This is a genomic window from Celeribacter marinus (assembly GCF_001308265.1).
Taxonomy (GTDB): Bacteria; Pseudomonadota; Alphaproteobacteria; order Rhodobacterales; family Rhodobacteraceae; genus Celeribacter; species Celeribacter marinus.
This window is the reverse complement of the sequence record NZ_CP012023.1, coordinates 2,466,367-2,482,184: the sequence shown is the minus strand read 5'-3', so window position 1 is coordinate 2,482,184 and position 15,818 is coordinate 2,466,367. Positions and strand designations below refer to the sequence as shown.

Below are 15,818 nucleotides of genomic sequence, written 5' to 3'. Positions count from 1 at the left end.
AGGGCGTTTGGGCGTATAGCGCCCGTATGCAAGATCAAAAAACATATTCCACCCACGCCCGTGCGGTGATTGCGCTGGCATTGCCCTTGGCGGGTAGTCAGTTGGCGCAATTCGCCCTTCATATGACAGATGTCATCATGATGGGGTGGTTTGGCCTCAATGAATTGGCCGCATTGGTCCTCGCGTCAGGCTACTGGTTCATCACCTTTATTTTGCTTGCGGGCTTTGCCTTTGCCGTCATGCCGCTTGTAGCAAACGCGGCGGGGGCAGGGGACACCACGGTTGTGCGCCGCTCGACACGCATGGCGATGTGGCTCTCTGTTTTGGCAGCCGTGGCGATCTATCCTTTGTTCGGGTTTTCTGAGCGGGTTTTGATCGCGCTGGGACAAGAACCTGAAATTGCAGCCCTCGCGCAACCCTATTTGATTGTTGCGGGCATCGAGATGCTTCCTGCGCTCATTGCGATGGTGTTGCGGTCCTATTTCTCGGCGCTTGAGCGCACGCGTGTTGTGTTGCTGTTCACGGTCATCGCGGTGGTGGCAAACGCGGGCCTCAACTGGGTGTTGATCTTTGGCAATCTCGGATTTCCGGCCATGGGCGTGATCGGCTCTGCCGTAGCTTCGCTTATTTTGTCCACCCTGACGGTTGTGGCGCTTGTGATCTACGCGATCAAAGCGACCCCCGAGAACGAGTTGTTTCGCAACCTGACCAAACCCGATTGGGACATGTTTCGCACTGTGGCCAAGATGGGTGTACCGATTGGCCTGACGTCATTGGCCGAGGTGGGATTGTTTAACGCGGCCGCCCTCATGATGGGTTGGATTAGTACGGTGGCCCTTGCGGCGCACGGTGTGGCGCTGCAACTCTCGGCTCTCGCCTTTATGATCCAAATCGGTCTGTCTCAGGCTGGAACGATCCGTGCGGGCAATGCCTACGGGCGGCGTGATGAGGCGGGATTGCGGCGCGGCGCGCTTGTCGTCACGGTGCTCTCGCTCGTCACAGCTGCGTTGACGCTCACGGTGTTCCTCTCGGCCTCGCACATCCTGATCGGCCTGTTCATTGCACCGACCGAGCCTCAGCGTGATCTGGTCTTGGCGGCTGGTGCGGGCTTTATGGTGTTTGCGGCGCTGTTCCAGTTTTCGGATGGCGGGCAGGTTACGGCCCTGTCGCTTTTGCGCGGTGTGCAGGACACGACCGTGCCCATGTGGCTTGCGTCCTTCTCGTATTGGGGGGTGGGGTTGCCCGTGGCCTATGTCTGCGGCTTTGTGCTTGATATGGGCGGCAACGGCATTTGGGTTGGCCTACTCACCGGATTGAGCTGTGCATGGGTGCTAATGGCGTGGCGCTTTTGGATGAACAAGTCGCGCATTGGTGGGGTATCTGCCTAAGCGCGGCCTAGTCTTTCGCCATCAGCCGGTCGGCCTTTTTGCGCACGAGAACTGTCCGCAAATCATGCATGGTCAACAACAAGTCATCCGTGACCAGTTCTAACTGTTCATCGGTTGCGCGTGTTTGTGCCCAATGGGCCGTGTGATTGAGGTGATCCACCGCGCGGTGAATGTCGTCAATGTCGCGTTCCGCCAGAACCACGGCCCGCTCTGCCATCCAGTTTTGGATCGCGACGAGATCCGCGTCCGACAATACGCGCTGGCCATGCGGTTTGATCTCGCCGTTTTTCATGTTGATGACCGCGATTTGATCCATCTCGATGCGCCGTTGGCGGTTCTCGGTGTCCACACGGAACACAAAGGCACCGTTTTCACGCACGCGAAAGTAATAGTCAGGAAGATCAGCGCTCATAGCAAAAATGGCTTTCAGATGATTAATACAGCGCAGAATAGAGAGCGGGGGCGGCAATGCAAGCGCCCGCCGCCATGTTTAAGTCAGTGCGGCGCAGAACGCCTGAATGCGGGTACAGGCCTCTTTGAGGGCCGCATCCGAGGTGGCATAGGAAATGCGAAAGTTGGGCGATAGGCCAAAGGCCGCGCCAAAGACAACTGCCACGCCGTGCTCTTCGAGCAGCGCAGTGCAAAAGTCCTCGTCCGTTTCGATTTTTGTCCCGCCCTTGGCGGTCTTGCCGATGCACCCCGAGATATCGGGATAGACATAGAATGCGCCCTCGGGCACGGGACAGGTGACCCCGTCGATTGCGTTGAGCATCTCCACCACCAAATTGCGCCGCCGCACGAACACCTCATTGTTGCGCGCGATGAAGTCATGTGACCCGTTGAGCGCCTCAACCGCGGCGTATTGTGAAATCGAACAGGGGTTCGAGGTGGATTGCGATTGAATTTTGCGCATCGCCGTAATCAACTCTTTTGGCCCTGCGGCATAGCCGATCCGCCATCCGGTCATGGCGTAGGCCTTTGAGACGCCGTTTACCGTCAGAGTGCGCGCATACAGGCGTGGCTCAACCTCGGCAGGGGTGCAAAACTCAAACCCGTCAAAGGCGAGGTGTTCATACATATCATCGGTCATCACCCAGACATGGGGGTGACGCATCAAGACGTCGGTGAGTGCCGTGAGTTCGGCGCGCGAATAGCCGGCCCCCGTGGGGTTGGACGGTGAGTTAAAGATCAGCCATTTGGTTTTGGGCGTAATGGCCGCCTCCAATTGCGCCGGCGTTAGTTTGAAATTGGTGTCCAACTTGGCCTCGACACAGACAGGGACGCCCCCCGCCAGCAACACCATATCGGGATAGGACACCCAATATGGCGCAGGGATCACCACCTCGTCGCCCTCGTTGAGAGTGGCCATCAAGGCGTTGAACAGCACTTGTTTGCCACCCGACGAGACGCTGACCTGATCAGGTGCATAGTCTAACCCGTTGTCGCGTTTGAACTTGGCACAGATGGCTTGTTTCAACTCGGGAATACCATCCACGGCGGTGTATCGGGTTTTGCCCTCTTCAATGGCGCGAATACCCGCCGCTTTGATGTGGTCGGGCGTGTCGAAGTCTGGCTCTCCTGCGCCGAGCGCAATGATGTCACGCCCTGCGGCTTTTAGCTCTTGGGCCTTTGTCGTCACAGCAATGGTGGGCGAGGGCTTTACGCGGGCAAGGGTATCAGACAGAAAGGGCATGAGGCATCTCCGTGGAAAAATCTTACGCTTTCAGTGACACAATGTGACGCGAACGCCAAGACGCCGCTTGCGATCACGCGGGCAGGGGTGCAAAAAGTGGGTATCAACAAGGAGACCATCATGACCGAAACACACGAGCACCGCCTCAAACGGATCAAAATCCGCGCATGGCGCCGTGGCATCAAAGAGATGGATTTGTTGATTGGCGGCTATGCCGATGCGCATTTGGCCGCAATGACCGTCGAAGAGTTGGACGCATTCGAGCACATGATGGATGAGAACGACCAAGATTTACTGTCGTGGGTGACGCATCAGGAACCAACGCCGGCCCATTTTAAGGTAATGTTGGATAAAGTGGTAGCGTTTGCAGACCCTAAATTGTGGTTAAAGTAAGGCCTGTAACGGCCAGATATAAAAAACTTTTCACCGTTTAACCTTATCTTGGGGAATTGGACGCACATTGAGTCCCGAACTGCTTTGTCGGAGTGCTAAATGAGCGTCCATCCTATGATAGAAAATCCTACGAATACGACATTTATGTCCCAATACCTTGAGGCGCTGTCTCTTGTTGAACGATTGCATCGACTGCTTCTTGATGTGATCAAAGACGAGTTTGAACGTGTTGGGGTGTTGGAAATAAATGCGGTGCAAGCCCTGCTTTTGTTCAACGTTGGCGAGAACGAAGTGACCGCAGGCGAATTGAAATCACGCGGCTATTATCAGGGCTCTAACGTGTCCTATAATCTCAAAAAGCTTGTGGACATGGGATACATGCACCATCAGCGTTGCGAGATTGATCGCCGCTCCGTGCGGGTCAAGCTCACGGAAAAAGGGCGTTACGTGCGCAATACGGTGGCCGAACTGTTTGCACGTCATGCTGAGGGACTTCAGGGGCGCGGTGTCATCACCTCTGAGGGGGTCGAAGATATCAACACCGCGCTACGCCGTATGGAGCGGTATTGGACGGATCAAATCCGCTATATCTACTGATCAAGATCTTATCTACATGCGGGTAGACCGTTAGATAAAAGGCAGGCGTTGCGCCTGCCTTTATCATTTCAGTTTACTGTGGACGCGGTTTTGTCGTGTGGCGCGCCGTGGGGGCATTTACCAGTGGCCTGTGTTTTCCATCGACAACCAAGGCTCCTGTGGGGGGAGGTTTTCGCCCTTTTGCAACAGCTCAATGGAGATATTGTCAGGTGAGCGCACAAAGGCCATGTGACCACAACGTGGCGGGCGATTAACCGTCACGCCATTGTCCATAAGGGTTTGACACAGCGCGTAAATGTCATCGACTTCGTAGGCGAGGTGACCAAAGTGGCGGCCGTCAGAGGGCAATCCGTCATCGCCATCCCAATTGTATGTCAACTCGACCGGACAATCCTCTTGGCCGTCTGGGGCCATGAAAATAAGGGAAAACCGCCCTTGCTCGCTATCATGACGCTTGGTCTCTTTCAGACCCAAAAGCGCGTAGAAAGCCATCGATTTTTCCAAGTCCTTGACGCGAACCATTGTGTGTAAATAGCGCATGGGCATCCTCCCGTTGAATGTGGTTGATGCGATCTTAGCGGAGATCACGGCAATGACCATGCCTGTCCTTGCGTTGCCCGTTTGCGTAAATGCGCGCGCCAAAGCGTGCTAGAACGCGGACTTGATCCCAAGGCCAATGGCCGTGGTGCGCGTGTCAAACCGCGACATGTTGGACCATGTTTGGCCAAAGTTGATTTTTAATTCGGGTGCAAAGCCGTAAATGGCCTGATCGGTAAACGTGAAGCTGGCCACGCCGAATAGGGTTTTGTCGCTCCGTGTGACGGGGGTGTTCACGAACGGATACGTCTCATAGCGCGAGAACTCTGCACCGATGGCGAAATACGCTTGCGTGCCAAAGACCGGATTGGCCGCTGTGAACTTTGTGGACACGCCGTAGCTGTCGCGGGCGAGTGTCGATGCGTCTGAAAACACGCGCTCAACATAGGCCGCGTGGTTGAATGATCCGCGCGCGGTTTTTGCGGGTGTGAGGCCAACGCTGTAGCGAAGAGAATGGGCATCGGCGCGATCCGGTGACACGGCAAAGGTGCCACGCGCCTCAAGACTGTTGCGGATCACGCTACCGTTTGTGAGCGCACGGATGTCGGTGATCGTCGCAGATAGGGTGTCGCTATAGGGGGCGCGACCGGAAAAGACGCGCCCCGCCGCGATGTCCCATGCGACCGCGTGCCGTTTGCCAATCGCTTTGGTGCCGCCAAATTCAAGTGATATCCGCCCAAAATCATAATCGGTCTCCACCGCGTCTGGGGCGTCTGTTTTGGCCGTGGAGGAGAGTTTTACGAGCGTGTTGCTGATACTCACGCCCGTATAAAGGGACAGACCGCGCGCTTTTTCCCAGCGGTGTCGCGCCGCTGCACTGGCGCTGATCCGGTAGCCGGACAGGGCCTGACTTTGCGCGTCGACGGTGCCGATCCACGGTGAACCATCGACAGAATACACGTCCCCCTGCGCCCCATTGTTGACGTTCGATGAGGGCGATATGGAGAAACTGAAATTGGTGGTCCACGGGTCGTAGCGCCGTATCTCGTTGAAGTTACGAGCGATGCCACGCTTTTGTGCGGGCGTGTCTGCGGTGTTTGAGGCGCGGCGCAGCCACAGTTTTGATTGGAATGTCTTGCCGTCTTTGTAGGCCTCGACCGAGGCGAGGCGGGCCACGCGGGTGCGCTCACTGGCGTTTGGAGCTGCACGCCACGCCGCACGCGCAGCCCTCAATGCAGCGTCCGTGCGGCCAAGTCGGCGCAATGCATCAATACGGATCAAATGGGCGGGGTAAACATCGGGACGCGTGGCCAAAAGACCATCGACGAGTTTTAGCGCGAGATCCGCGCGCCCCGAAATCAATTGCGTTTCAACGAGGGCGAGAACCTCATTTTGACTCAATTGCAACACTGGCGCGACAGTCTGCGCACACGTGGGAGATGCGAGGATCATGAATCCAGCCAAACACGCAGACAGGGCAAGAGGCATACGCAATTGCATTACCGATCTCGATGAAGGAGGAAGGCACCCGTTTCGTTCACGCTGTTTTCGTAAATAAAGTAGCCTTCATCCGTTCGAAAAAAGATTTCGTTTTGGTTTGAAGCGATATTCTCACTCTCAATGAGTACAGAAGCGTCTACGGGCGAATCGAAGCGGTCTACGACGACGGTTCTGTCTAATTCGTCCGGTAGGGTGACCTGCATAATTCCGTCTTCATTGATGTCAACCCAAACGGGCTTAATGTAAATGTCGTCGCCGCCGGTAAACTCTAATGTGCCAACAGCTAACATGTCCGCATCCGAGCCGACCAGCATCCCCTGAATGGTGCCAGAGCCGCCATCACCATTGCCAATGTCGACAAACTCACTTGGATTGCCATCTGCGCCAACGACCCATTGTACGGCACGCCGCGCTCCAATCGTGCCCTCGGCTTGGAATTCACCTTGGGTGTCGAGCACCCCGTTGGCTGCAATGCCGCCAACGTCGTATAGGTCACCCAGAAATTCCCCCTGATCACTGTAGGCTTTGCGCTCGGAAATGTTGAAACGAATGGCACCTGCGCTGTTGAGTTTTTCAAAGTCGATTTCAAGGAGCATGGCGCCAGAAACATATTCCGTCTTTGGAGCATTGTCGAAGGTGCGAATAGCGGCGTAATCGCCGCGGAAATCTGCTTGGTTCGTTGTCGGCATCGTGACGCCGCCATTGCGCCCGTAAATGAACGCACTCAGATCGTACTTCGCTTCGTCGTGTGCCGTGGACGCAACAACAGTGACGTATGCCTTGCCGTTCGCACTGGTTTGGTGAACCGCGAGATTTTTGAACTGAACAATCGGTCCGCCGCCAAATTCGTCGGGTGCGGTGTTGTCGCGGTTGCGGTAAACATAAAAATCGCCAGTTGGGCCTGTGGTTCCCGTTGGATTTTGCGTTGTTGCTAAACGTACGTAGCTGTCATCTTCGCCATCAAAGGGCATCCCTGTGATAATCAACTCATCACCATCATCGATGACGGTCACGGAATTGGCGCTCAGGTAAAAATCCAAATCATCTTTTGTCGGATCGGTTTGCGCCTCATGTAATCGCACGATGGATCTATCTGCGCTTAGATCTTCGTCCGCTGTTCCGCGTAGGTCGGAGATTGCGGAGATGACTTCTGGCGGCTCGGGCGTCTCGGGAACCGCGTTCGGTCCTACGGATTTATTGTTGCTGCCACAGGCCGAGAGGCCAGCCAAAAGAACGGAGATCAGGGCTATTTTTGACGTGCTCATTTTGGCCTCACCGAAAGGATATCTAAACGCGCGACTTTCATCACTTTAGTATGTCAGAACTTCCAAAGTGTCGCGCTATTGTCAACTCATGCATTGATGTCGCGACGATAATGCCTGTGCTTGGGGGGATTCATTTTGGGAATGTGACGCAATCGTCCCTATGTTGCGGGTGTTCGCGAAGTCGCGTCCAGATATAGTGGGACATGATTCGACCCGAGCATGAGGGAAGCCACAGCGCCATGAAGCAGTATCACGATCAACTTCGCACCATTCTCGACCACGGCGTCGAAACCACGGACCGCACGGGAACGGGGACGATTTCGCATTTCGGGATGCAGGCGCGCTATCCACTGTCGGACGGTTTCCCGCTTGTCACCACCAAAAAACTGCACCTGCGCTCGATTATTCATGAGCTGTTGTGGTTCATCTCGGGCGATACAAATATTGCGTACCTCAAGGAAAACGGGGTGCGGATTTGGGACGAATGGGCCGACGATAACGGTGATCTTGGCCCCGTATATGGTCAGCAGTGGCGCAAATGGCCGGGCGGCGAGCGCGGCACTATTGACCAAATCGAAGGGCTGATTGAGGCGATCAAAGCCACGCCAGATAGCCGCCGCCTGATCGTTTCCGCATGGAACCCCGCCGATGTGCCGCACATGGCGCTCCCGCCGTGTCATACGCTTTGGCAGGTCAAAATATTGGGCAATAAGATGCACTTGCAACTGTATCAACGCTCGGCAGATATGTTTTTGGGCGTGCCGTTCAACATCGCGTCCTACGCGCTATTGCTCCAAATGCTCGCACAGGTGACGGGCTATGAGGCGGGTGATTTCGTGCATTCGATTGGCGATGCGCATATCTATTCCAACCATCTTGATCAGGTGAATTTGCAACTGTCGCGCACGCCCAAAGCACTGCCACAGGTGCGTCTGAACCCAGATGTTAAAAGCCTGTTCGATTTCACGTTCGACGATATCGAAATTCTGGATTACGACCCTGACGGTGCAATCAAAGCGCCGGTCGCTGTGTGAGGGGGCGGTCATGATTTCGCTCATCGTCGCGCGCGACCGCAACGGCGCTATTGGCAAGGGCAACGATATCCCGTGGCATGCGCCCGAAGATCTCAAGTTTTTCATGCGCGAAACCATGGGCGGGGCCGTCATCATGGGGCGCAATACATGGGACAGCTTGCCCGCCGCCGTCAGGCCATTGAAAAACCGTCTCAATATTGTGGTGTCGTCCAAGGGTGTTGATCACGAGCATGTCTTTGCCACGCTTGACGCCGCGATTGCCTTTGCCAAATCCCAAGGCCGGGCACGCATTTACGGCATGGGCGGGGCGGGTATTTACGCGGCGATGATGCCGATGGCCGACCGTTTGCTGATCACAGAGGTGGATTTGGAGGTCGACGACGCCGATACATGGTTTGCGCAGATTGACGAGGCCGAATGGCGCGAGGTCGCACGGATCACGCTTGGTGGCGCGGGGCCGCGCTGTGAGGTCGTGGAGCGGCTACGCGTTTCTTGAGTGTATATAATGAGCGCCGCACGGGCGATTGTTTCTATTTTGACATCAATCCGAGATATCAACCTGCTCAGCGATGCAATGGGGTTTGACCATGCACACACCATTGGGCTATCGTTTGGACAACTATAGTTTGCGATCTGTTCAGGAGTTTTTCATCATGGTTAAATCTGCATATGCCCTCGCGGCGTTGGCGATTATCGCCACCCCGGTTTTCGCCGCTGATTATCAACCTGCACAGCATGGTGTGACGCAGTTCGCGTATGAGCAGCACGTAGGGAACTATTGCCCTGCGGGCCTTCAGCCGATCCGTTACAACGGGATTGTGTGTTGTGGCGAGCCTAACGCAACGGGATATTCAGAGGCTCCAGTGGTCCGTCGGCACGCACCCGTGCGCACCTACGCGCAATCCACAGATCCCAAATCACCCGCATACACGCCCGAACGTATCCCGATGGGAAAATCCCCCAACTCCATGGATGGCAGCTAATACATTTTAGCGTCACGCGCTTATTCTCGGCAGCGTTGATCCAAACGGGTTTGGCACGCGTACTCTAATAAAAGGAGATTCGCGTGTTACAAATTCTGACGCTATATCTATCGACGGCTGTGGTTTTTCTTGGCGTAGATGCCGTGTTTTTGAAAAATGTCATGCGCCCTGTGTTCGAGCGGACCATCGGAGATTGGTTGCTCGATGACTTCCGCATTGTGCCCGCAGCACTGTTTTACCTCTTCTACATTGCAGGTGTTTTGATTTTCGTCTCGTTGCCCGCATTGGCAGGGGGATCGTTGGTTGCAGTCGCGGCCAAGGGTGCCTTGCTTGGCGCGCTGGCATACGGGACATTTGAATTCACATCTTATGCTGTGTTGGAGCGGTGGTCAGCGCAATTGGTTGTGATGGACGTGGCTTGGGGCGCATTCTTGACAGGTCTGGCGGCTGTCGCAGGTGTTGTCATCGCGCGCACCGTGCACGGCTAGGGGGTTGCACGCTGCATTTCAGATTGGATGAAGTCAGCAACAGCGCGCCCTAAAACATCATGTGCGGCGGCGTCAAAATGGATGCCGTCCACATCAGAACAGCGAATAACCGATCCTGCATCGAAAAAACCCACATCGCGCTTTTCGGCCTCGGCGGCATAGAGCGCGGCAATATCGCGGGCTTTTTGTGTCGCCCCGGCAAACTCATCAGCCATGATCCCTGCCTCGAACGGCGCAGGGGGGGCAATCAAAAACGGCTCGAACCCGCCATGACGCTCCTGCACATCTTCCGACAATGCAACATCAAGTAAAAAGCCGATATCAGACGCGATGTCATCGGCGCTCGCGTCGAAGTGCGCCTTAAAGTCATTGGTCCCTAGCATGATTGCAAGTGCATCAATCGGTCCATGGCTTTCAAGCGCGATGAACAGGCCGATGCGCCCATCCATATGCGGCCCCATGATGGGACAAGGCCGCGCGGTGGTCCGCCCCGGCAAGCCCTCTTCGGTCAAATCCCAATCCAACGTTTGGGCGCACACAACAGGCCACCGGCGTTCGATACGCGGTAAATTGGCGTCAAACGCGGGCATAGGTTGCGTCCCATAGGTGTTGCTATCGCCAAAGCATAGGAGTCGGGGCATGGGATGTCCTTTTGGGCGTGTTGGTAAATCAATCAGGGTGCAACTTGGGCCGAGTGGCCCCTGATTACAACTGTATTTGGCGGTGTTTTCAGGGTGTAATTTACCCGAAAAATGAGCAAAATGAATGAACTTACGACGAAAGGCGACATGAATATGACAACCGTTTACGGAATTAAGACCTGTGACACCTGCCGCAAAGCGGTAAAGGCGCTCGATGTTGAGCTGCATGATATTCGCACCGCGCCGTTGTCGATGGCGCAGCTGGCACAGTTTCATGAGGCGTTTGGAGATGCGTTGCTAAATACGCGCTCGACGACATGGCGCGGGTTGTCCGACGACGAGCGCGCGCTGGCACCGCTTGACCTGTTGGCAGCCCATCCAACCGTGATGAAACGACCCGTGATTGATCGTAATGGCACGCTTTATCTGGGGTGGGGTAAGGATGTTCAGGCGGCTTTGTCGGATGTGTAGTCCGACTGTTTGAGGCGTGAGTTTAGGAGGGCGTCGAGGGAGAGCGATCCCGCGCCCATGCCGACCAATGTTGCGAACAAAAAGACCCAGAAAGCGCGCTGATCAAGGATGAGTGCATCCGAGGCGCGGTCGAACCATGCGCCGATAGTTGTGGGGTCCGCCTTGTGACCAATGATGTCGGTCAGCGATTGAACAACGGTAAAGCCGATCATGCCGAGGGCGGCGATCCGTGTGAACAGGCCGACGACGATCAAAGCCGGCAGAATAAACTCGGCGTAGGTGCCGCCCATAACAACGAGCCAATGGAATGCACCCAGTTGGCTGGCATCATATCCCGCCGCTTCCATCTGGCGTGGAAAAATCTGCGCGTAGGCCCCAAGAGATGGTGTAAATATACCGTCGAGTTTGGTGAGGGCTGAGCCCCAAAAATAGCGCAGGAGAACGGCGGCAAATATGATGCGGGCGAAAACGGGCAACGCGTAGGTTGAGGTCCGAGTTATGCGGTCAAAAAAATCAGTCACGCGATGTCCTCCAAATGAGTAATGGCCCCGCCCGACATGAGCGCGCCGATAAAGGCAGTAAGATCGAGAGTGTGTGGCGCACGCTCCAAGGCTTCGCCAAGGGGCGTCCCCGTGTTTAATGCGGTTAGGATTGCAGATGTGCCTTTTGGAAATGCCTGTAGCACAGGGTCGAACTGTGGCCGTGTGATCATGACGTCTTGGGCCGCTCCTGTGGGGCTTGTCCCACCAAACGCGGCGCTATGGATCTCCAAAATAGGGTAGGGCGAACACACGATGTGGACCGCGGGCGCGAGGGTGATGCGCGCGGCAAAGGCCGCAGGATCGGTGAGGCGATTTGGGGCAATCGCGGGGGCATCGGCCGCGTGGTACGCGCACCGCATCGCCCATTCAAGGCGGGCAACATCCGCCAGATAGGGGAGGGACGCGGCGGGGGGGAAGGCCGCGATAAACGCCGAAAATCCAGCGCCGTAGAGCGGCATGACGGGTGATTTTGGCGGGTGAGCGCGCACAAATGCGCCCGCCATTGCGTCAAAAAACGCGTTACCAACCAGTGATTTGACGGCCGGAAATCCGGCGCCGAGTGCGTCTTTCAAGCCAACCACAACGTTGTTGCGATAGACGTTGAACCGCTTTGTGGTCGCGCGCCCTTGCCCGTCCGAGATGCCTCGGGGCACGGGGGCCGCAGGGTCGAGTGTTGCGGTGATAAAGGCGGCTTGGCTCATGCGTGTACCCCTTCGAGTAGCGTAGCGGCGCGCACGGCCTCACTTGTAAGGACGTCCCACGCGGGCACATCGTTGTCCCATTCGATCAAAGTTGGTTTCGGCCCGCCCACCGCGATGGTGTGCGCGTAAAGCGCCCAAACCGGATCGGCGATCTCACGGCCGTGACTGTCAATCAACAGCGGCGCACCGTGGTCGTCCTCATCCTCGTCATACCCGCCCAGATGGATTTCTCCCACGGCTGCGTGATCGAACGCATCGATATAGGCGCGGGGGTCGAGATTTAGGTTGGTCGCAGATACAAAGACGTTGTTCACATCGAGCAAAAGCCCGCATCCCGTGCGCCGTGACACTTCGCGCAAAAACGCCACTTCGTCCCATGTGCTTTCGTTAAAGACCAGATAGGAGGACGGGTTTTCGAGCAACATCGTGCGTCCGAGTGTCTCTTGGACTTCGCTGACATGCGCGCAAATGCGCGTCAACGTGGCATCGGTGTAGGGCAGTGGCAGTAGGTCGTTGAAATATCCGCCCGCACCGTCGATATCATGCGTCGACCACGCCAGATGTTCGGAAAAGGACGCGGGGTTCAACCAGTCGATGAGGTGTTTGAGGCGGGCGAGGTGATCGGGGTCAAGGCGGCCTTCGCCGCCAATCGACAGGCCAACACCGTGGACGGACAGGGGAAATCGTTCGGATAACGCGCGCAGTTGCGCAATGGGTCGCCCACCTGCGCCCATGTAGTTTTCGGCGTGAATTTCGAGCCATTTGACAGGATCTGCCCCCGCCAAAATATTTGAAAAATGCTGGGGTTTGTAGCCAACACCGGTTGCTGCGGGCAGAGATGTTGTGGTGGTTTGTGCGGCGTCCAACATGGGGTTCTCCTATGTTGTGGATGGGGCGGCCCGATGTGCGCGCCGCCCCGATGTGCGATTACATTGGCAAGTCGCGCTCAAGGGCTTCGAGGGAGCCCATGCGCTCTGGCTGATCGCCCATCGCCGCAATTGTAATGCTCTCACAGGTGCCTTCGGGGACGAGTGACCATGCGTTGCCTTGGTAGTCTACTTTGGATGTTCCGGCGCAGGTTGTGCCCGGACCCGCCGCACAGCCATTCTGACCGGCCATCGCGACACCAAAGCATTTTTCTTGTGCTTGAGCGGATGCGGTGGTGGCGTGTGCGGACAATGCGGCAGCTGCGGCAACGGCCAGAGCGAGTGTTTTTGTGTGTTTCATTGTGTGTCTCCCAAAACTCATACGTTTGTTAGCGCCATCGTGGCGGTATCCCAAACGTGTCAGATGAGAGCGATAACAGACCACTCACGAGGGCGTGTCCTTACGCGTCTGTTAGGGAGTGTAACAAACGCAAACGTGAGTTTAGGGGGCTGAAATGCAAAGCGCCCTCTCGATTGAGGGCGCTTTATGTTTTTATTATCAGTAATTTGTGGCTTTATTTCAAGTCGGGCGCGAGTGCCTCTTGTTTCAATGTGCTCACGATTTCGTCGAGGGTGACAACCGAGGTTTGCTTCTCTCCGAGGCGGCGAACTGAAACAGTTCTTTCCTCAACTTCGCGGGCGCCCACGGCTAAAATGACCGGAACTTTACCAAGGGAGTGTTCGCGCACCTTGTAGTTGATCTTTTCGTTGCGTGTATCGGCCTCGGCGCGCACGCCTTGCGCCTTCAATGCGGCGACGACTTCGTGGACATAATCGTCCCCATCCGAAATGATCGAGGCGACCACCACCTGACGCGGGGCCAGCCAGAACGGCAACTTGCCCGCATGGCTTTCGATCAAGATACCGATGAAGCGCTCGAACGAGCCAAGCACGGCACGGTGCAGCATTACGGGGCGATGTTTGTCGCCGTCCCCGCCCACGTAGCTTGCGTCAAGGCGTTCGGGCAAGTTGGGGTCGATCTGAAGTGTCCCACATTGCCAATCGCGCCCGATCGCATCGGTGAGCACGAATTCGAGTTTGGGGCCATAGAACGCGCCTTCGCCCTCTTGCACTTCAAACTCGTATCCAGCCGCTTTGATCCCGTTGGCCAAATCGGTTTCCGCCTTGTCCCAGCTCTCTTCGGTGCCAACGCGTTTTTCAGGACGGGTGGACAGTTTTACCTTCCACTGGTCAAATCCCAGATCGGCATAGATTTTCGCCAAGAAGGTGACGAATTTCTTGGTCTCTTCCTCGACCTGATCATCGGTACAGAAAATATGGGCGTCATCTTGGGTGAACCCGCGTACACGCATGATGCCGTGTAGTGCGCCAGATGGCTCGTAGCGGTTGCATGATCCAAACTCGGCCATGCGCAGCGGCAAATCGCGATAGGATTTTAGCCCCTGATTGAACACCTGAACGTGACATGGACAGTTCATCGGCTTGAGCGCGTTCACAGTCTTTTCGCGTGCGTGGTCTTCGTCGACTTCGACGATGAACATGTTGTCTTGGTAGTTTTCCCAGTGTCCCGAGGCTTCCCACAGTTTACGGTTCACAACTTGGGGTGTGTTCACCTCGACATAGCCATCGCGCTCTTGTTGGCGGCGCATGTAGTCTTGCAACAATGTGTAGATACGCCAGCCGTTCGGGTGCCAGAAAATCTGTCCGGGGGCCTCTTCTTGCATGTGAAAGAGGTTCATCTCGCGGCCCAATTTACGGTGATCGCGCTTTGCGGCTTCCTCCAACATTGTCAGGTGCGCTTTGAGCGCCTTGGGGTCTTTGAACCCGACACCGTAAATGCGTTGTAGCATCGCATTGTCGGAATTCCCGCGCCAGTATGCGCCGGCAACAGACATCAATTTGAACCCGTTTGCGGGCACTTGGCCGGTATGCTGCAGGTGGGGACCGCGACACAAATCCTGCCACTCGCCGTGCCAATACATGCGGATCGGCTGTCCATCATCGGGGATCATCCCAACCAGTTCGACCTTGTAGTGCTCGCCACGTTTTTCGTAATGCGCAATCGCATCGGCGCGGCTCCACACCTCGGTGCGGACCGCATCGCGGGCGTTGATGATCTCTTTCATCTTCGCCTCGATCGCGCCGAGATCCTCGGGGGTGAACGGCTCTTTGCGGTCGAAATCATAGTACCAACCGTCTTTGATCACAGGGCCGATGGTCACTTTGACATCCGGCCACAACTCTTGGACGGCGCGGGCCATGATGTGGGCGAGATCATGACGGATCAACTCATTGGCTTGGTCGTCATCTTGCATGGTGTGGATTGCGATCTGTGCATCGGCTTCAATCGGCCATGCCAAATCCCAATGCGCACCGTTCACAGTCGCAGAGATTGCCTTTTTGCCAAGCGAGGTTGAGATGCTATCGGCAACTTGTGCGGCGGTGACGCCCGCGTCAAACGCGCGTGAATTGCCATCAGGAAAGGTTAGAGAGACTTGGGCCATATGTGGCACTCCTCGTCAGTTTGGCGCCCACTGAACGCCCGGTTGCGGGTTATATTTTCGCGCCCTATGTGCTTTAGGCGGGGGCGCAAAGTCAATGCGAAAGAGGGCGTGTTGCGCCCGTATTTCCAGCATTTCATGCGAATTCTGCCCTCTCTTACGTATCGCCGCCGACACATCCGGTATTATTGGCGATG

Annotated in this window: 19 protein-coding genes; 8 read left to right on the top strand and 11 right to left on the bottom strand. The window is 56.1% G+C overall.

The features are described 5' to 3' along the window. Positions 1-26 precede the first annotated feature (26 nt). Positions 27-1,388, top strand: coding sequence for an MATE family efflux transporter (locus IMCC12053_RS12405; protein ID WP_062219503.1), 1,362 nt, complete (start codon positions 27-29; stop codon positions 1,386-1,388). Positions 1,389-1,395: 7 nt separating this feature from the next. Here the strand turns inward: IMCC12053_RS12405 and IMCC12053_RS12400 are convergent, their stop codons facing one another. After that, positions 1,396-1,800, bottom strand: coding sequence for a hypothetical protein (locus tag IMCC12053_RS12400; RefSeq protein ID WP_062219501.1), 405 nt, complete (start codon positions 1,798-1,800; stop codon positions 1,396-1,398). A 78-nt stretch (positions 1,801-1,878) separates the two neighbouring features. Continuing rightward, on the bottom strand, positions 1,879-3,081 hold the full coding sequence (locus IMCC12053_RS12395; protein WP_062219499.1) for a pyridoxal phosphate-dependent aminotransferase: 1,203 nt from the start codon (positions 3,079-3,081) through the stop codon (positions 1,879-1,881). Positions 3,082-3,201: 120 nt separating this feature from the next. Here IMCC12053_RS12395 and IMCC12053_RS12390 point away from each other — a divergent pair, with 120 nt between their 5' ends. Continuing rightward, the gene (locus IMCC12053_RS12390; protein WP_062221313.1) at positions 3,202-3,474 is read left to right on the top strand and encodes a succinate dehydrogenase assembly factor 2; all 273 of its coding nucleotides are present in this window, start codon (positions 3,202-3,204) and stop codon (positions 3,472-3,474) included. 99 nt (positions 3,475-3,573) lie between these two features. Then, positions 3,574-4,071 carry a MarR family winged helix-turn-helix transcriptional regulator gene (locus IMCC12053_RS12385; RefSeq protein ID WP_062219497.1) on the top strand — a complete coding sequence of 166 codons (498 nt, stop codon included), beginning with the start codon at positions 3,574-3,576 and terminating at the stop codon, positions 4,069-4,071. Between the two features lie 117 nt (positions 4,072-4,188). Here IMCC12053_RS12385 and IMCC12053_RS12380 read toward each other — a convergent pair whose 3' ends face one another. The 3 genes from IMCC12053_RS12380 to IMCC12053_RS12370 all read right to left on the bottom strand — a co-directional run bounded on the left by IMCC12053_RS12380 (position 4,189) and on the right by IMCC12053_RS12370 (position 7,373). Continuing rightward, positions 4,189-4,617 (bottom strand): VOC family protein, encoded by a 429-nt coding sequence (locus tag IMCC12053_RS12380; protein WP_062221310.1) that lies wholly within the window; start codon positions 4,615-4,617, stop codon positions 4,189-4,191. A gap of 102 nt (positions 4,618-4,719) precedes the next feature. Beyond that, positions 4,720-6,060, bottom strand: coding sequence for a hypothetical protein (locus IMCC12053_RS12375; protein ID WP_143089992.1), 1,341 nt, complete (start codon positions 6,058-6,060; stop codon positions 4,720-4,722). Positions 6,061-6,107: 47 nt separating this feature from the next. Further along, positions 6,108-7,373: a hypothetical protein gene (locus IMCC12053_RS12370; RefSeq protein ID WP_062219493.1), complete on the bottom strand. Its 1,266-nt coding sequence runs from the start codon at positions 7,371-7,373 to the stop codon at positions 6,108-6,110. 239 nt (positions 7,374-7,612) lie between these two features. On the opposite strand from IMCC12053_RS12370, the gene IMCC12053_RS12365 reads away from it, so the two are divergent. The 4 genes from IMCC12053_RS12365 (at position 7,613) to IMCC12053_RS12350 (ending at position 9,878) form a co-directional block, all read left to right on the top strand. Continuing rightward, positions 7,613-8,407, top strand: coding sequence for a thymidylate synthase (locus tag IMCC12053_RS12365; protein ID WP_062219491.1), 795 nt, complete (start codon positions 7,613-7,615; stop codon positions 8,405-8,407). Between the two features lie 10 nt (positions 8,408-8,417). Further along, on the top strand, positions 8,418-8,903 hold the full coding sequence (locus IMCC12053_RS12360) for a dihydrofolate reductase (RefSeq protein WP_062219490.1): 486 nt from the start codon (positions 8,418-8,420) through the stop codon (positions 8,901-8,903). A gap of 157 nt (positions 8,904-9,060) precedes the next feature. Continuing rightward, complete coding sequence (locus IMCC12053_RS12355; RefSeq protein WP_143089993.1) at positions 9,061-9,390, top strand: hypothetical protein; 330 nt, start codon at positions 9,061-9,063, stop codon at positions 9,388-9,390. Between the two features lie 83 nt (positions 9,391-9,473). Next, positions 9,474-9,878, top strand: coding sequence for a DUF2177 family protein (locus IMCC12053_RS12350; protein ID WP_062219487.1), 405 nt, complete (start codon positions 9,474-9,476; stop codon positions 9,876-9,878). Here IMCC12053_RS12350 and IMCC12053_RS12345 read toward each other — a convergent pair. Continuing rightward, positions 9,875-10,519, bottom strand: coding sequence for a GDSL-type esterase/lipase family protein (locus IMCC12053_RS12345; RefSeq protein ID WP_062219485.1), 645 nt, complete (start codon positions 10,517-10,519; stop codon positions 9,875-9,877). The two genes, IMCC12053_RS12350 and IMCC12053_RS12345, sit on opposite strands and share 4 nt — an antisense overlap. A gap of 153 nt (positions 10,520-10,672) precedes the next feature. Between IMCC12053_RS12345 and IMCC12053_RS12340 the strand changes: the two genes are divergently transcribed. Beyond that, on the top strand, positions 10,673-10,990 hold the full coding sequence (locus tag IMCC12053_RS12340) for an arsenate reductase family protein (protein WP_417903491.1): 318 nt from the start codon (positions 10,673-10,675) through the stop codon (positions 10,988-10,990). Here IMCC12053_RS12340 and IMCC12053_RS12335 read toward each other — a convergent pair. The 5 genes from IMCC12053_RS12335 to thrS form a co-directional block, all read right to left on the bottom strand. Then, entirely contained in the window at positions 10,966-11,511 is a 546-nt protein-coding gene (locus tag IMCC12053_RS12335; protein WP_062219483.1) for a DoxX family protein, read from the bottom strand. The two genes, IMCC12053_RS12340 and IMCC12053_RS12335, sit on opposite strands and share 25 nt — an antisense overlap. Further along, complete coding sequence (locus tag IMCC12053_RS12330; protein WP_062219482.1) at positions 11,508-12,233, bottom strand: HvfC/BufC N-terminal domain-containing protein; 726 nt, start codon at positions 12,231-12,233, stop codon at positions 11,508-11,510. The genes IMCC12053_RS12335 and IMCC12053_RS12330 overlap by 4 nt, the downstream gene beginning before the upstream one ends. Then, positions 12,230-13,102 (bottom strand): MNIO family bufferin maturase, encoded by an 873-nt coding sequence (bufB, locus tag IMCC12053_RS12325; protein WP_062219480.1) that lies wholly within the window; start codon positions 13,100-13,102, stop codon positions 12,230-12,232. The genes IMCC12053_RS12330 and bufB overlap by 4 nt, the downstream gene beginning before the upstream one ends. Before the next feature lie 58 nt (positions 13,103-13,160). Continuing rightward, positions 13,161-13,460, bottom strand: a complete 300-nt coding sequence (locus IMCC12053_RS12320; RefSeq protein ID WP_062219478.1) for a BufA1 family periplasmic bufferin-type metallophore — start codon at positions 13,458-13,460, stop codon at positions 13,161-13,163. Between the two features lie 214 nt (positions 13,461-13,674). Further along, positions 13,675-15,624 (bottom strand): threonine--tRNA ligase, encoded by a 1,950-nt coding sequence (gene thrS, locus IMCC12053_RS12315; RefSeq protein ID WP_062219476.1) that lies wholly within the window; start codon positions 15,622-15,624, stop codon positions 13,675-13,677. Positions 15,625-15,818: the final 194 nt, after the last annotated feature.

Bases quoted from the DNA above. Each gene is read 5' to 3' on its own strand.
- IMCC12053_RS12405 (WP_062219503.1), top strand. From the start codon at position 27: ATGCAAGATCAAAAAACATATTCCACCCACGCCCGTGCGGTGATTGCG.
- IMCC12053_RS12400 (WP_062219501.1), bottom strand. From the start codon at position 1,800: ATGAGCGCTGATCTTCCTGACTATTACTTTCGCGTGCGTGAAAACGGT.
- IMCC12053_RS12395 (WP_062219499.1), bottom strand. From the start codon at position 3,081: ATGCCCTTTCTGTCTGATACCCTTGCCCGCGTAAAGCCCTCGCCCACC.
- IMCC12053_RS12390 (WP_062221313.1), top strand. From the start codon at position 3,202: ATGACCGAAACACACGAGCACCGCCTCAAACGGATCAAAATCCGCGCA.
- IMCC12053_RS12385 (WP_062219497.1), top strand. From the start codon at position 3,574: ATGAGCGTCCATCCTATGATAGAAAATCCTACGAATACGACATTTATG.
- IMCC12053_RS12380 (WP_062221310.1), bottom strand. From the start codon at position 4,617: ATGCCCATGCGCTATTTACACACAATGGTTCGCGTCAAGGACTTGGAA.
- IMCC12053_RS12375 (WP_143089992.1), bottom strand. From the start codon at position 6,060: ATGATCCTCGCATCTCCCACGTGTGCGCAGACTGTCGCGCCAGTGTTG.
- IMCC12053_RS12370 (WP_062219493.1), bottom strand. From the start codon at position 7,373: ATGAGCACGTCAAAAATAGCCCTGATCTCCGTTCTTTTGGCTGGCCTC.
- IMCC12053_RS12365 (WP_062219491.1), top strand. From the start codon at position 7,613: ATGAAGCAGTATCACGATCAACTTCGCACCATTCTCGACCACGGCGTC.
- IMCC12053_RS12360 (WP_062219490.1), top strand. From the start codon at position 8,418: ATGATTTCGCTCATCGTCGCGCGCGACCGCAACGGCGCTATTGGCAAG.
- IMCC12053_RS12355 (WP_143089993.1), top strand. From the start codon at position 9,061: ATGGTTAAATCTGCATATGCCCTCGCGGCGTTGGCGATTATCGCCACC.
- IMCC12053_RS12345 (WP_062219485.1), bottom strand. From the start codon at position 10,519: ATGCCCCGACTCCTATGCTTTGGCGATAGCAACACCTATGGGACGCAA.
- IMCC12053_RS12340 (WP_417903491.1), top strand. From the start codon at position 10,673: ATGACAACCGTTTACGGAATTAAGACCTGTGACACCTGCCGCAAAGCG.
- IMCC12053_RS12330 (WP_062219482.1), bottom strand. From the start codon at position 12,233: ATGAGCCAAGCCGCCTTTATCACCGCAACACTCGACCCTGCGGCCCCC.
- bufB (WP_062219480.1), bottom strand. From the start codon at position 13,102: ATGTTGGACGCCGCACAAACCACCACAACATCTCTGCCCGCAGCAACC.
- IMCC12053_RS12320 (WP_062219478.1), bottom strand. From the start codon at position 13,460: ATGAAACACACAAAAACACTCGCTCTGGCCGTTGCCGCAGCTGCCGCA.
- thrS (WP_062219476.1), bottom strand. From the start codon at position 15,624: ATGGCCCAAGTCTCTCTAACCTTTCCTGATGGCAATTCACGCGCGTTT.